Raw genomic sequence first — 14,286 nt, forward strand, 5'->3', positions numbered from 1 at the left:
ATCATTGACATTATAAGATTATATTTTTATTAGAAATTTTTTACTTAAAATATAAAAAAAGTTTATTTATCATCTAGGGGGAAAGATTTTTTGAATAGTGAAAGTAATTTGAAAGGTTTGTTTTTTGCATCCTTTGGTGCTATTAGTTGGGGCATCTCTGGTGTATGCAGTCAATATCTTTTTATGAATTATGATATTGATTCATCTTGGGTAACGGCAATTAGAATGGTCTTATCAGGAATTTTACTATTAATTTTAGGGACCTTTAAAGAAAAGGATAAGGTCTTAAAAATTTGGACTGTTCCAAAGGACCTAGCTTGCCTCTTTGCCTTTGCTATTTTAGGACTTTTATTGTGCCAGTACGCCTTTATCAGTGCCATAAAATATTCTGATTCTGCAACGGCAACAGTCTTGCAAAGTCTTAATGTTGTCATAATGATTGTATTTGTGTCCATAGTTACAAAAACTATGATGAGATTTTCTCAAATTTTAGCAGTTTTCTTGGCTGTCTTTGGAACCTACTTAATTTCCACTGGAGGAAATCCAGGAAATATGAATATTTCAAAAGCTGGACTTATTTATGGATTACTCTCAGCTGTAGGTGTTATAACCTATACACTTTTTTCCAGGCCAATCATAGCTTCTTGGGGGAATATTATCGTAACTGGTTGGGGCATGCTTCTAGGCGGCCTCCTTATATCTATCTTGACCAAGGCTTGGATCTTACCCCAGGATCTTGACTTCATAGCTTGGCTAATGATTGCCATAATAATTGTTATCGGAACAGCCCTTGGCTTTTCAGTTTTTCTTGAAGGCGTAAAACATATTGGGCCAGTTAAGGCAACCCTAATAGGTTGCTTGGAACCAGCCTCTGCTACTCTACTTGCTTCCATATTTTTGGGAATGAGATTTTCTTTAGTAGAATTAGCCGGCTTTTTCTGCATTATCTTAACAGTTTTCCTTTCAGTAAAGGACAAGCCTAGAGAAGATAAAGCCTAATCGTAAAATAAAATGGCTCAAATAATAAAATTAATTTTAAACATTATGCCTTATAAATCTAGGCATACAAAGGGCACCTACTTTTGTAAGTGCCTTTATGTTTATCCTTCTATTTTTTATAAATTGTCACTACTTTATTTAACTTACCTTCACAAACCAAAGCATTAAAACTATTAACCCTTCCCAATTATAGACTTCATTATTTCAAACATTCTTGGTGAATAAATATTTTCTTGTGCTAGGCTCTTCCAATCGAGGATATCTTCTGCATCAGTAACTCCTTCAGGAAGCATCAGGCTGCCATCCTTCAAACTAATGGAAGGCGAAAATTCTATTACATCGTCTCTGTACCTTATGGTGATCTTTCCATTTGGAGCGATGTCACTAATGTTTTGACAGACAAAAGTTGTTCCAGCACAAGCATTAAAATCTAACAATTCATTTGGCACTTCTTTTAACTTTCCATCTTGAGAAATTTCCAATTCCTCTAAAGAAACAGAGGCATTCCTGTACTTAGGAATGACAAGGTAGCATTCCTCTCCATTTAAGTATGGCATGTCGCCACCCTCGCTTTGTTTCATGGAAACAAGCATATTAGGGTCATCAAAATTTAAAAATATAGTTGTCCATGCACTTAGTTTTTCAAGAGTAGCAGATAAACTTTCTTCATCAAAGGCAGCGCCAAGGTGGATTATAAAAGCCTTGTGGTTTTTGTCCTTGGGGTCTATGCCAAGCTTTCTCGCCATTTTCAAATACTCAGCAGAAATTGGATCCCTATTAAATCTGTCTGCCTTAAGCTCTAAAGTTACTGGGCAAGGGACCATGTTTACAATTGGATACTGACTTAAGAGGAAGTGAGCTTTACCAACTTCGTCTATATAAATTTTATTTTCATTATTTTCGAAATTGTCCCACACTTCCTTGAAAATCAAACCAGTAGAGTTGTTTTGATTATAGATAAAGGTATAGTCAAGGACGTCATTGTTGTAGTTCATAGTAGTCCAATCTTGCTCTTCTCTCAAGCTATCTTCAATAATGCCCAAAATCTCATCCTTTTCCACGCCAAAATTATTCATGAGTTCATAGTCGTCAATAAATTTTCCATCAGGCAGAGAAAAGTTATAGGCAAAATAGCCTGGAGGATCATCATACAAAGTATCATAAATCTCAATCATTAGGCTCAATACATGGTCGTCTTGGTAAACTGAAAATGAAGAATATATTCCAGTTTCGTCCTCCTCCATCTTTCCCTTGCCAGACTGGTAAATTTTTCTTAAATTATCTGCAATTTCGTCAATCTCTTGGTTGGCCTTCTTTGCATCCCTAGAGTCCAAAAGTATCCTTGGCAAATGAAGACCAAATTCATCCCTCTTTGCAGATCCTTTGCTCTTTTCATCAATGAAGTCATTCCAGATTTCCCTGTCCTCTACATAGGAAGACATAGAACCAATAATTGCCCCCTTAACAGGCTTTAAATCCTCTTTACCCTTAGAAGAAGTCTTCTTGGAATCTTCACCTTCTTCATTTTTCTGATTATCATCATTAGCTTCAATTGCATTACTTGCATTTTCCCTTGGTCCCTCTGCCGAAGTGGTCTCTTTCTGACATCCAGCAAGGAGAGCAAGAGCCACTATCATAATAATAAAAATTTTAAAATTTCTTTTCATAATATCCCTCACATAAATAATAAGTATCCCTTAACTTAATTATAGTATAGCAGAAAAGTTTCTGCGTTTTATAGACCAGCGCCATGACTTTATGTAAATAAAATAGTCTAAATAATCTTAACCCTTTGGAAGTCCAATCTTAAATTCGTCGTGCAATAGCCTTGTAATCATGGCAGCTATTTCAGCTCTGGATACCTTTTGCATTGGACTAAAGTTCATATTGACATCGCCAACTACAACTCCAGACCTGTATAAAAGCAAAATTTCTTCTGCAAAGGGTGTGCTTTCCTTGACATCAGATATGTCTGTAAGAGGCACATCGGGATTTATGAAGCCCTTCTTGTAAAAGTTGTCGCAGCGACCAAGCATGCCAGCAACCTCGCACCTCTTAGCTGCCCTATTCCAGTCCTCAGCCTTTTCAAGACTAATTTTTCCAGAATCAACCTTGCCGTTAGTATAGATGCCATTTTCATAGCAGTTGCGCACATAAGGCATGTACCAAGCCTCGCCCTTTACTTGCTTGAAATCAGAACTTGCCACCATTAATTTAGAGTGGACCTTGGCAGAGATGCAAGCAAGCTCTGCCATAGTCACCTTGCCAAGGGGATCAAAGATTTCTTTAGACTTGCCCTTCATTATCTTATCGAAGTATGCTATGTAGACATACCTTAGGTACCAGGACTCAGCCTTGAGGTCCTTGAAGCCAAGATAATCAATAAGCTCCTGATCAGTTATATCGCCAAGGATAAAATCGCCTGGGTTTTCGTATGTGTCATTAAATTCTGGATATTGGACATTGCCCACAAGTTCTGTGGCAAAGACCCCTGATGACAGAATAAAAATCATCATTATCGTTGCAAAAGTCCCAGCAAGAGTTTTTCTCATAAATTTCATATTACAACCTCCTTGAAATTAATTTTTAGTCAAAATTTATTCTTGTAGAGTAATTTTATATCAAGTCGACCTTTAGCACATCACCCAAAAGGGTGATTTTTTATAAACATTTAAAAAATTTTTTGGAAATTTTTGAATATAAAAGTACCTAGTTCTTAGTTAACAAAATTAATGTAAAATTATGGGGCATTTAATTTTTAAAGCTCACCATAGGTCTATGTTTTAAGTTTCTTACACAGATTATTTAATTTCATCGAATGCTTACTAACTTTTTATTTGCTATTCATAAAACAAAAGAGTAGCATGTAAGTTAGAAGGACCTTAAATTCTTGTGCTTGATCCTAATTTAGAATGATCTAAGGAGCTATCCATGAATAAAAATAAATTTTTTCATATAAACTATTATGGGCTAATAAAAATAGGAATTTTTCTATTTTTATTCAGTCCCCTTAACTCTGCTTTGGCTATGTTTTTTCAGGGTCCTGCTTATCAGTGGCCTTTTCGAATTTTCTTTATTCTGCTTTCAATAATAGGCTTAATAGGAGGATTTCTTCTCTTTTGGTACTTGCTCTTCTCCACTTTGTTCTACTTTTTTAAAAAGGATAGAGAAAAAGCAAGATCCCACTTGGTCCACTTTTTAGCCTTGGCCTTCTTGCCCCTTATCCCAATTTTATTAAGTCTAATTTTTGAATTGAGCCAAGCTGGATTACATTCTCTCCCTAAAATAGGAGACCTTTTTTATCCAGCTGGAGGAAAAGCCTACACAGAATTTTTGCCTTTTCTTTTGGGAGAGCTTAAAAAAATCCTCAGCAACCCATCCTATATTATTCCTTACGATTAATCTTTAAGATAATAATTTAAAATAAGCAGAGAATAAAACTTGTTGTCCTCCTTTGAGTGAATATTAAGTTTAAAATATTTGCTAACATCACCTAAAAATTTGCGTAAAAATAACAGCTATAAATGTAGCTGTTATTTTAAATTAATTACCTTTTTCTAATCCAAGGTATTACTCTATTTACTTCCCTTAAGTATATTTCATATTCTTTTCCAAATTCATTTTTTAACCATTTTTCTTCTGTGTTTTTCATTAGTATTGTTAAGAAGGCCCAGAAAATAAAAGGCAGTATTAATAAAAAATAGTTTGCTGTAAGTAATAAAGAGCCTGTGAATATAAATATAAAGGCCGAATAAACAGGATTCCTTACAAAACTGTAGACCCCACTTGTTATCAATTTTTTCTCTTTAACTTTTTTATTTATTTTCTCGACTATAACTGCTTGTAGCCATAAATATATGCCGAAAAGGATTAAGAGAGTCCCCGCTATTAAAAAAAATATTTTCCCTTCTCTTAGCTCTCCTTGATATAGGTATCCTTTGAGATGAAGGCATATCCCTCCTATGGTAAGAATTAAACAAGTTATTACATATATGGGTCCAACTCCAAAAGCAGGCATTTTAAATTCTTGTGACTTCATTCTCTATCACCTGTGATAAAATAATCACAACAATCTGCTCCCTTTGCTATGGTTCCTTTTCTGTGAAGAACTCCATGTTGAAGACTAATCATCACTTCGTCAAGCTCACAAAATAGGGGCATCAGTTCAAAGACGCCAAGTTTCTTGGTGTAGGTACATATTGGACAACGAGTAATTCTATAATAGCAAGCACCATCATAGGGCTGACCTTCGAAGTCGACTTTAAAAGAAGTTGGATAGAGCTTTTCTTTTTCTGGTGTGTACCACTTGTAATACTTAATAATATTTTTCTTATTGGCTTTTTTCCCCATCTTAGTATTGAGATCAAACAAGGAAAAAAACCATTTGACAGAATAAAGAGAGCGGCGCATCATTTCCTGAATGGTCTCTGGTGGAATCTTCTTCTCGCTTGCTATGTAGGGAGCGACAAAGACAAGGGCGAAGATCTCATTGTATGCCATGGGATTATCCTTGCCAATATCATCTGCTTCTTCTATTAATTCTCGATAAGTTATTTTGCTCCTTCTAATAATTTCTGAAGCATATGCTTTATCATACTTTTCTATAAGAACCTTTTTCATTGGTCCTTTAAATAATAAGAAATAAAAACTCTTATATTTCATCTTACATACCCCATCAATTTTCAAAATTTTTTATACTAATTTTTATATAACTTTATTATTTTCTTCCAATAAGAAGAGTTGAGCCAGAAAGTCCTAGCAAGATAGCTTCTTTGTGACCCATAAAAAGACCCCTTGTTGTATCAATTAATCGCACATCTTGGTAGCCATCTTTTTTAAGCTTTTTGATAAACTCATTCATATCTCCGTATCTTGACTTATTCATCAAATCATGAATAACAAAAACTCCACCTTTTTTAAGTACACGAAATGTTTCCATTAAAAGTTTTTGTTTATTTTGCCCTGCAATATTGTGATAAACATAATTGCTTGTCACTGCATCAAAACTTTCATCTTCAAAAGGAAGATTCACTGCATTTCCTTCTTCAAATCTCACATTTTCTACTCCCTCTAATTTTGCATTGCCCTCACAGAGTTTTTTAGAAAATTCACTTTTATATGAACCACTCCATATGTCACAGCCCACCATAGTCGCCTTTGGATTTTTCTTTGCACAAGCTATGGAAAGTGCGCCGCTACCACAGCCAACGTCAAGTCCTAAGCCTTCATCAGGAATTATTACATAAGCTGCAGTCCTTTCTATAATTATTTTTGCAAGTTTTCTTTTTCCATTGTAATCAAAAGTCCTATGTAGTAATCCCATCCAGTTTGCAAAGAAAATAAGTATCAGACTTGCAAGGCCAAGGATAAGGGCACAAATAAGACGAGTTCTTCCACTAAATACAAAATCACTGACACCCAAGGCTATAAAAAGAATAAAAACCACAAGACTTGCAAATATTAAATTCCTTAACAAGCTTTCGGGAACCCAGTTTTTGTAGTCAGCTTTTACTTTTGTGTCATCAGAAAAATTTAATTGTTTCATAAAATTTTCTCCTGTAAATAATATATTTTTTAAAAATTCTCTTTTTTTCTAAAACAATAATTTTAATTCCTGTTTAAATAAGCTTATAAATTCACATTGTTATATTGTATCAATAAAGTTAAGTAGTAAATGAAATATATTAGGTTAAACCAGCCTCCGCGAATGATCATATGTAGTCCCTTTGGCAATCTCTCAGCAAGAGGAGTAAAAATTAAAAGAAATATTGGTGTAAATAAGGCTTGCCAGATTGGAAATACTATTAATCCAAATAAAATTATCAATGCTAGGGCTATGTTTGCTAAAGCCAAAATTCCAAAAACTATTTTTGCTTGAAATTTTAAAAATTTTAAAAATTCGTCAAAAGCTCCCTTGTTTTCGTGCCTTGATAAAAGACCTAGATAGGCACATTGAATGTGATAAGTGCCTCCTAGTATCATGCCAAAAATATTTATTAAAAATACAAACCAAGCGACATTTAAATACTTTTCTTGTGTTGCCAAAACAATATGATAAAATCCAATACAATATATAAAGGCACATATTGGACCTAAAAGACCACCAAGGTATAATCTTTTTATGCTGACATTTTTCATTATGCCAATAATATTATTTATAGTATCCTGTCCATCGTAATCATTAGAATCATAATATAAAATCATATCTCCTAAAAACATCAAGAATGAACCCAAGAGACCTATTAATATACTTTTGTATAAAGTCACAGTTAAACACCTTCTTTCTCTTAGATGAAATCAATTATAAGTTTGATTTACCATTAATTTTTGATAAATTATTTTGCTCTTTTCATTATTTCTATGGTGTAGTCATATTCGTATTTTCCAGCAAAAACTTTTCATAGGATGCTTAAATAAATTGAAATAAAAACTGTGATTTTCATATTTTATGCCTTGCCTTTTTTTATCTTATTTTTTTGCAATAACTACCATTTGTTTTTTTCTGTCTAAATGATATTGGCAGGAAAAACCTAATTCTCTAAGCATTTTTGTCAAGTCATTGGGTTTGTAAATTTCAAAATTTATCATCTTCAACAGTTTTTTTACATCTCTTCTTTCCTTAGAGGAGACTTCGTTGCAAATTAAAAACTGTCCCTCTTTTTTTAAGACGCGATAAATTTCTTTAAAACATTTTTCTATGTCATTCCAAAAGTAAATAGTTTCAAAAGCTGTGACAATATCTATGGATTCTTCTTCAAAAGGAAGGTTCTTTACATCTCCTACCAATATTTTACATTTTCCAGTATCTATGGCTTTTTTATTTATTTCACTTGCCATTTTTACACTTGTAATTGAGTGATCAAGCCCATAAACCTTATCAGCTTTAGTTAAAAAATATTCTATGTTCCTTCCACCGCCGCAGCCCAAATCTAGGACAGTATAATTTTTATCAATATTTAAGTAAGACCTTCCCCACCGTGCTAGCTTTTCATGGCCTTTATTCATGCTCTTTAACATAAATCTGCCGCCAAAGTTGTCTTTTGGATATATGAAATTCTCAAAAAAACTCTTAAACATTTACTCCTCCCATTGATACTAATTATCATCGGTATTATATCACCTTTCCTCTTTTTAGATTTAAAATTTTTACAAGAAAAGAATATATTTAAAAAATATAAGCTTTAAATTTCTTCCCAATTTAGTTTGCAAAAAAATAAAGGCTTCTAAGATTTTTTTTTAATCCCAAAAGCCATTAGCCTTTATTATGTTTATTTGACGTCAATGCAATAGGCTCTAAATTAATAGACTGCTCACTAAGTATGTAAAAACTAATTCTGTTTGCCTGTTCCTTGCTTTCATTGGAATAAGGAGATGCATCCTTAAAAATAACAGATAAACAAAATTAGGAGTTGTTATTTAATTATGAACATGCAAAACCCAACTACAACAAGTATGATTCCAATCATAAACTCTACTAAACCAACCTTTTTAGCATAGGTTTCTGATTTTCTTCCAGATTTATAATCCGATTCAAAGCCATTAATCAAATTATATTTTTCTTTAAAATAAATAAAATAACCAAATGTAGTAAAAGCGACTCCCACTACTAAAAGTATTATCATTAGTAAAATCATTAAACACCTCTATTAAAATTTCGTATGCAAACAAATATTTTTATAATTTCTCAAAGAGCAAATTGTAGTTTACTAACTTTTTGAATTCCCTTTTTTTTCTCCACATATTTAAAATTTCGATTAAATCTAAAAAATCTATACCAAGTACCAATATTTGACTAATTCCAATCTTTATAATCTTTGCTTTGAGAAAGTTCTATTTCTAAATATTTTATTTTTGTATTCTCTTTTATTTCATTAAAGTAAATACGTACGTAGAAAAGTGATGTATCTTTGCCCCAATATTTCTCTGAAATTATATCCATATTTGTTTTGTTAATTATTGGTTTTAATTTTTCAATAATCTCATTTCTAATTTCATTAGTTAGTTTCTCTTCTGAGTTGATTTCTATAAAAAGACTTGGTCTAGAAAAATACATATCTATCTCAGAAACATTATAGTTCTCCAATACTTCTTGTCTAAATTCATCTAATTGATGAAATTTTACACGCTTTGGACTTGTAACAGAAAAGTAATCAAATGCAAAATACATGGCAATTATTGAAATAATCGTTATTATTAATTTTATTGCTTTTTTCATTTTATCATAAGACCTCACATTCTTATTTCTACTGCTAAGTTAATTAAAAGTTATTCTCAATCTAACTCCAAATTTTTGCAATCAATAGAACCATACGATGTGCAAGTTAAAGTCCACTATCTATTGAAATTCGTCATACTTTAAGCGACTTTAAATATTCTTTTTCTTTCGGTGTAATGCGCCTACTTTCACGCGCCTTCTGTATTGTCTTATTGTGAGTCCATGGATCTAGGCGCTGATCTTCAATGTATTTTATGGTCGCATCCCACTCTTTTGCCAAAGCAGTTGCAAAAAACCAGGCAATCATCATTTGAACATAATAGTCTTCACTAATAACAGAAAGAGGTATCTCCAAATACTCAGGCTTAAAATCATCATCAAGGAAGTGAGACATCAGCATCTCAATTCCAAAACGGCAAGTATAGGTCTTTTCCGATAGAGACCATTCTTTAATTTTTTCCAAAAGTGCTTCTTTATTCTTCTTGAAAATCTTAGGAGAGATAATATCGCAAACAGCCCAATTATCTACATAAGGCAGAAAATCATCAACTGCCACAAGGCAGGCATCATAGTCTTTAATTTCAGAGATGATGAGTCCGTGAAGCATATTTTCGTCATAGTATTTATGCGGTAAATCCTTAAGAAATTTAGATGTTTCTGGCTCCTCAGCAACTTTTTTAGCAAGCTTTCTGAGTTCAGGAACTCTTACTCCTATAAAAAGGTCTCTCGGTATATTTGGTGTCAATTTCGCCTGAAAATCAGCGTATGAAATATCCTGCAATGCCAATAATTCTTCTTTGATATTCACTTCTTTCACTCTCCATAAAATTCTAATTTGACGCTATACCAACAATATTTATCATAAATACTACAGTCTCTGCCCCAGCTTTCACCAGGCAATGTTTCCTATCCACTGGCATTTCTTTGGAAAAGGCTGACATGAATCCTTGCTTTTAGCATCAACTAGTAGATTTCATAACTCCTATATTCTCTTTAGTTTATTTAAAAGTTTCGCTATTTTAAATCTGTAAGCGAAGCTTATTCCCCTACTATTTTATTTCCCATACCATTGTCACTGTATCTGCTAAGTCTATGTCATCTGGTTCTATATCAATGTCATAGGATGATTCCAAGGCATATGATTTTTTCAATTCAAACTTATCAACTGGAGATGTTCTTATATCTATTTCTCCCCAAGAATAATCTATGGATTGCACTTCTCCCAAGCTAACTCCTGTACATCTTCACTTTCCTTGATAGCCCAATCAAAAATATCTGTGGTTTTTTCAACAATTGTCTCCTTCATGAGCTCTTTATGGATCTAAACTGTAAGCTTAGGATTTCCAAAAGTGAAGATTTAATATTCTATTTTTAATTGTTTTAAACAGCTTTTCTTAGAATTATATTGGTCTATAATTGGTACAGCTATTTTTTGATCGGCTCCTCTTTCTAAATGAATAGGACTTGTTTGGAAGAAAAGTTTTTTTGACTTATTATTCGTTGCATTAAAAGTGGTGTCAATATAATAAGTCTCATCACCTATGATTACATAGTTCCAACGATGTTTCATGACATTACTACTAATGCACCCTACCTTTAAGCCTACTGCTTCTCCTAAGATCTGAAAAAGTTGAGAAAAAGCAACGCAGGTTCCCTTGTGACTTATAGCAGCAGCAAGAGCAGACCTGGATCTGTGCTCTTTATCATAGCTAATATTCTCGGTAATGAAGGTGTTAAGAAATTCAGCCTTTTCTAAATCTGTTAATCCATCATCTAGCTTCCCCTTTATCTTTTCTTCAAGCTCCATTAAATCTTTAAAATCTTCTTTTTCTGCAAAAAACTGGACCAATAAGTCACATTCATAATAGTCGCCTTCATATCTTATATCCTCAACACGAACAACTAAAAGATTATTTAAGGTTGAACTGCCTGGGATTAAAAACTCTTTATCTATTCCATGCCTTCCCTTAGTTTGTTCTAAAAAATTTTTTAATTCTTCATTAATTTTTATAGTTATGGGCTTATAAGCTTCCTTATCTTTAGCTTCATAGAAAACTTTTTTGACAACCGACCCAAGTTCTTCTTTACTTGTTAAAATCTTACATTTTACCATTGTATTTTCCCTTTTTCTATACTAGTCTTCTTAGCTGGTATAAGATATAAGCTTCTTTTAGAATCTTTAAATGTAGGTATTTCTTACACCATTCCAAAATACTTAAACGCATCTTCTATTGCTTTTTTCTTAAATTCTATTTCTCCTCATTTATCGTCACCTATTTAAAAATCTAAGTAGTCCCCTGGATTTAGTTTAGACAAGATGGCTATAGCCTCGGCCGTCGAATCTTGCCAATCGAATCACCCTGGCGGGCGCTTCTCTTGGAGATTCTTGGCATGAGACCTACCTCTATCGCTACTTCGATTCTCTGTGCGAATCTCGTACCAATAGGGTTAGGGCTTCAACGTAACTTGAGTGGTCAGTATGGATAAATTTAATGATTTTTCAAAAGCTTGGTATATGGGAATAGATGAAGGTGATAAGCTCGATAAATTTGGGTGGCTGAATATCATTATTTCATCAAATTACTACTGATTCTATCAAATGTTTCCTCTCTTAATTTCCAAATGCCTGAATATGGCTGCTCAACATAACTATTGTTTTTGTCTTTATATAAATACGTAATACTTGAACTTCCTTCTTCATTTTTATGATGAAATTTAACGATAATATAATCATTAATATTTGTGGGTTGATCGTTAACACTTTCCTTACCAGTATCATTGGTGTTTTCATCAATATCTTCAATTATGGCATATATTTCATCTTTATTCTCAATTTTTAAACTATCTTCTGAAGTGTTTTTCATAATTTCAATTTCTTTTACTTCTTCGGCTTTTGGTAGATTTATTTTTTTATTACTACCACATGCAGTTAATGACAAAATAGTTATTAAAACTAATGCTGTTCCAATATATTTTTTCATAGTTATCATCTCCCCTTTCGATTGATTATCATGCTCCCTCATACACTTTATTAATCTGTGTAATCGTGCTGAAACCTTTAAAATCAAATTTTCTAAAATATACTCCTTGATTTGTGCATATGTAGCTTTACTTTCGATACCTATCGAGCCAAGATCATCCACCTCAATTTCAACATTTAGATTTTTATCACATAAGGTTTGGACAAAAGTGTAATCGCCTCAGCCGTCGAACCTTGCCAATCTAATCACCCTGGCGGGCGCTTCTCTTGGAGATTCTTGGCATGATCAAGTCCTTAGTTTTTTGTAAGAAGGGCAATCGCCTCGCCATGCTACGAGGCATGGACGAAGCGATCAAGCCCACCAACACCTGCTCCTACCGTCGTATCTTTATGCACAAAACCTATTGATTTTATAAGGTCTATCATATTTTTCTGTTTCAATCATAGTTTTTTTGATTCGGCTATTTTACATGATATTTATGGTGTAGCTGCAAAGAAGTATTTAAAAATTGTGTCCATATACTTGACTATGTTGCACCTTTCTTTCTAATTTTGAGCAAAGAAAAAATAGTAAACCGATTTGATTTTCTGTTCTTATGGTATCTCTTATCAAATTATTAAATTGTTTATGCAACTCTAAATTTATCTTCCTAAAAATCCAACAAACAAAGCTTGAATTGTAGCTATAATTGGTACAAGAAAAAATGGAACTAATAAAAAATGTTCTCGAATTGCCAAATGTTTCATCCAATTATTAAACTCATAATCTTTGTGTCCCTCTGTTCCTGGAATAACTATCTTTTCTTTATATTTTCCTTGAAATAAGAGACAATCCAATAACAAAAAAATCTCCTATATTTAATATACTCCACTGAATATATCCCATCCAAAATATATTCCAAAAGCCAACGATTCCTGAATGTAAAATGCTTATTGTTGAATAAATAAAACAAACTCCCACAATAATGATAGTAAGTGTCATGTTTATCTTTTTCTCTTGCTTTGTCATTTGTTTCGGAGCTATTTTTTGGATAGCCTTTGGATAAGAATCCAAAAAGAATCTTGGATTAATAAGTACCAAAGAAGCCACTGCACCGTTAAAAATAGCTGCTATAGCAATTCCGACAAGAATTGCCTGTATTAAATCCATAAAATCATCTCCCTGTTGCTTTTAAATTCATATTACTTTGTAAATAATAATTTAATATTACTTTTTATATGCTCTCATCACACCAATCGGTGCAAGACCTCCATATACCAATTTCATTTCAACTACTGAAAATCCATATTCTTTAATAAAATCTTCAAATTCCTTTTTATCCCATTCTTGATACATCTTAAATCCTATAATAGACATCAACCTTTTTATCATTTTTCTTTGCTTTCCCTCTTTCCATAGAAAAGTGGGGGCGAACAAAGTTCCATTCGGTTTTAACACCCTATATATTTCTTTCATTGCCTCATCCGGTTTAGGCATAATATGAAGTGCATTAGCAATTAACACACAATCAAATTTTTCATGCGAATAGGATAATGCTGTTGCATCGGCTGTTTCAAATGTAAGATTTTCGTATTCCCCACGCTTTTTAGCCTCTAAAATCATTTGTTCGGAGAAGTCTGTACCGATCCAACTTTTCGTATGCTTTGAAAGACTAAACGACAATTGTCCTGATCCACAAGCGAGTTCAAGCACCTCCATGTCTTTATTCAAATGAGGACGAATGTATTCGCATACTTTATCATATACTCCTTTGTCTTTTTTCATGAAAGGAGCATATAGCTTAGCAAATTTATCCCAAAATTTTTTATTGCTTTTATCAATCATTTCAACGCTCCTTTAAATATAAAAAGGATCCTATCAATCTTTATATTGAGCCTATTTTCTAATTCATACCTCGTAAGAGAGGAATAATAGCTGTTCCTATACCAAGTAGGAATGTCATAAATGCAGAAAGTCATATGCTGTCATTCTTTTCTATTAAATCATTTTGAAGTGTCTCAAAGCATCCATGATGGCTTCTTCTTTTTCAGGTGTACACTGTGGAATAATTTGTTTCTCCTTTTTAGACTTGTTGTAATGTTCTCGTAATTC

The 14,286-nt window shown here is 32.9% G+C and carries 16 protein-coding genes and 2 pseudogenes; 2 read left to right on the plus strand and 16 right to left on the minus strand.

Annotated elements, in window-relative coordinates; genetic code table 11:
- The first annotated feature begins 90 nt into the window (after positions 1-90).
- Positions 91-999 (plus strand): DMT family transporter, encoded by a 909-nt coding sequence (locus WMO19_RS01415; protein ID WP_349169910.1) that lies wholly within the window; start codon positions 91-93, stop codon positions 997-999.
- A 173-nt stretch (positions 1,000-1,172) separates the two neighbouring features.
- Here WMO19_RS01415 and WMO19_RS01420 read toward each other — a convergent pair whose 3' ends face one another.
- Positions 1,173-2,666 carry a hypothetical protein gene (locus WMO19_RS01420; protein ID WP_349169911.1) on the minus strand — a complete coding sequence of 498 codons (1,494 nt, stop codon included), beginning with the start codon at positions 2,664-2,666 and terminating at the stop codon, positions 1,173-1,175.
- A 117-nt stretch (positions 2,667-2,783) separates the two neighbouring features.
- Positions 2,784-3,560: an S-layer homology domain-containing protein gene (locus tag WMO19_RS01425; RefSeq protein WP_349169912.1), complete on the minus strand. Its 777-nt coding sequence runs from the start codon at positions 3,558-3,560 to the stop codon at positions 2,784-2,786.
- A gap of 370 nt (positions 3,561-3,930) precedes the next feature.
- On the opposite strand from WMO19_RS01425, the gene WMO19_RS01430 reads away from it, so the two are divergent.
- Complete coding sequence (locus tag WMO19_RS01430) at positions 3,931-4,401, plus strand: hypothetical protein (protein WP_349169913.1); 471 nt, start codon at positions 3,931-3,933, stop codon at positions 4,399-4,401.
- Positions 4,402-4,546: 145 nt separating this feature from the next.
- Here WMO19_RS01430 and WMO19_RS01435 read toward each other — a convergent pair whose 3' ends face one another.
- The 14 genes and pseudogenes from WMO19_RS01435 to WMO19_RS01500 all read right to left on the minus strand — a co-directional run.
- The gene (locus tag WMO19_RS01435) at positions 4,547-5,038 is read right to left on the minus strand and encodes a methyltransferase family protein (RefSeq protein ID WP_349169914.1); all 492 of its coding nucleotides are present in this window, start codon (positions 5,036-5,038) and stop codon (positions 4,547-4,549) included.
- The gene (locus tag WMO19_RS01440; protein WP_349169915.1) at positions 5,035-5,661 is read right to left on the minus strand and encodes an L-2-amino-thiazoline-4-carboxylic acid hydrolase; all 627 of its coding nucleotides are present in this window, start codon (positions 5,659-5,661) and stop codon (positions 5,035-5,037) included. The genes WMO19_RS01435 and WMO19_RS01440 overlap by 4 nt, the downstream gene beginning before the upstream one ends.
- Before the next feature lie 55 nt (positions 5,662-5,716).
- Positions 5,717-6,544, minus strand: a complete 828-nt coding sequence (locus WMO19_RS01445; protein WP_349169916.1) for a class I SAM-dependent methyltransferase — start codon at positions 6,542-6,544, stop codon at positions 5,717-5,719.
- Between the two features lie 83 nt (positions 6,545-6,627).
- On the minus strand, positions 6,628-7,266 hold the full coding sequence (locus WMO19_RS01450; RefSeq protein ID WP_036731205.1) for a DUF6796 family protein: 639 nt from the start codon (positions 7,264-7,266) through the stop codon (positions 6,628-6,630).
- A 201-nt stretch (positions 7,267-7,467) separates the two neighbouring features.
- Positions 7,468-8,076, minus strand: coding sequence for a class I SAM-dependent methyltransferase (locus WMO19_RS01455; protein ID WP_349169917.1), 609 nt, complete (start codon positions 8,074-8,076; stop codon positions 7,468-7,470).
- 335 nt (positions 8,077-8,411) lie between these two features.
- Entirely contained in the window at positions 8,412-8,633 is a 222-nt protein-coding gene (locus WMO19_RS01460) for a DUF3784 domain-containing protein (protein WP_205051055.1), read from the minus strand.
- A 158-nt stretch (positions 8,634-8,791) separates the two neighbouring features.
- Complete coding sequence (locus tag WMO19_RS01465; protein ID WP_019124351.1) at positions 8,792-9,214, minus strand: hypothetical protein; 423 nt, start codon at positions 9,212-9,214, stop codon at positions 8,792-8,794.
- A 133-nt stretch (positions 9,215-9,347) separates the two neighbouring features.
- Positions 9,348-10,022, minus strand: a complete 675-nt coding sequence (locus tag WMO19_RS01470; protein WP_349169924.1) for a DNA alkylation repair protein — start codon at positions 10,020-10,022, stop codon at positions 9,348-9,350.
- Between the two features lie 241 nt (positions 10,023-10,263).
- Positions 10,264-10,440, minus strand: coding sequence for a hypothetical protein (locus tag WMO19_RS01475; protein WP_349169918.1), 177 nt, complete (start codon positions 10,438-10,440; stop codon positions 10,264-10,266).
- Between the two features lie 131 nt (positions 10,441-10,571).
- Positions 10,572-11,327: a transglutaminase domain-containing protein gene (locus tag WMO19_RS01480; RefSeq protein ID WP_349169919.1), complete on the minus strand. Its 756-nt coding sequence runs from the start codon at positions 11,325-11,327 to the stop codon at positions 10,572-10,574.
- 454 nt (positions 11,328-11,781) lie between these two features.
- Positions 11,782-12,195 (minus strand): DUF5301 domain-containing protein, encoded by a 414-nt coding sequence (locus WMO19_RS01485; protein ID WP_349169920.1) that lies wholly within the window; start codon positions 12,193-12,195, stop codon positions 11,782-11,784.
- 641 nt (positions 12,196-12,836) lie between these two features.
- Positions 12,837-13,344 (minus strand): annotated as a pseudogene (locus WMO19_RS01490) (hypothetical protein).
- A gap of 57 nt (positions 13,345-13,401) precedes the next feature.
- On the minus strand, positions 13,402-14,019 hold the full coding sequence (locus WMO19_RS01495) for a class I SAM-dependent methyltransferase (protein ID WP_349169921.1): 618 nt from the start codon (positions 14,017-14,019) through the stop codon (positions 13,402-13,404).
- Between the two features lie 153 nt (positions 14,020-14,172).
- Positions 14,173-14,286 (minus strand): annotated as a pseudogene (locus WMO19_RS01500) (23S rRNA methyltransferase); the annotation flags it as partial.

The sequence above is a fragment of the Peptoniphilus hominis (ex Hitch et al. 2025) genome, assembly GCF_040096015.1.
Lineage (GTDB): Bacteria > Bacillota > Clostridia > Tissierellales > Peptoniphilaceae > Peptoniphilus_A > Peptoniphilus_A hominis.

Coding starts and splice junctions, on each gene's coding strand:
- WMO19_RS01420 (WP_349169911.1), bottom strand. CDS start 2,666: ATGAAAAGAAATTTTAAAATTTTTATTATTATGATAGTGGCTCTTGCT.
- WMO19_RS01425 (WP_349169912.1), bottom strand. CDS start 3,560: ATGAAATTTATGAGAAAAACTCTTGCTGGGACTTTTGCAACGATAATG.
- WMO19_RS01430 (WP_349169913.1), top strand. CDS start 3,931: ATGAATAAAAATAAATTTTTTCATATAAACTATTATGGGCTAATAAAA.
- WMO19_RS01435 (WP_349169914.1), bottom strand. CDS start 5,038: ATGAAGTCACAAGAATTTAAAATGCCTGCTTTTGGAGTTGGACCCATA.
- WMO19_RS01440 (WP_349169915.1), bottom strand. CDS start 5,661: ATGAAATATAAGAGTTTTTATTTCTTATTATTTAAAGGACCAATGAAA.
- WMO19_RS01445 (WP_349169916.1), bottom strand. CDS start 6,544: ATGAAACAATTAAATTTTTCTGATGACACAAAAGTAAAAGCTGACTAC.
- WMO19_RS01455 (WP_349169917.1), bottom strand. CDS start 8,076: ATGTTTAAGAGTTTTTTTGAGAATTTCATATATCCAAAAGACAACTTT.
- WMO19_RS01460 (WP_205051055.1), bottom strand. CDS start 8,633: ATGATTTTACTAATGATAATACTTTTAGTAGTGGGAGTCGCTTTTACT.
- WMO19_RS01465 (WP_019124351.1), bottom strand. CDS start 9,214: ATGAAAAAAGCAATAAAATTAATAATAACGATTATTTCAATAATTGCC.
- WMO19_RS01480 (WP_349169919.1), bottom strand. CDS start 11,327: ATGGTAAAATGTAAGATTTTAACAAGTAAAGAAGAACTTGGGTCGGTT.
- WMO19_RS01485 (WP_349169920.1), bottom strand. CDS start 12,195: ATGAAAAAATATATTGGAACAGCATTAGTTTTAATAACTATTTTGTCA.
- WMO19_RS01495 (WP_349169921.1), bottom strand. CDS start 14,019: ATGATTGATAAAAGCAATAAAAAATTTTGGGATAAATTTGCTAAGCTA.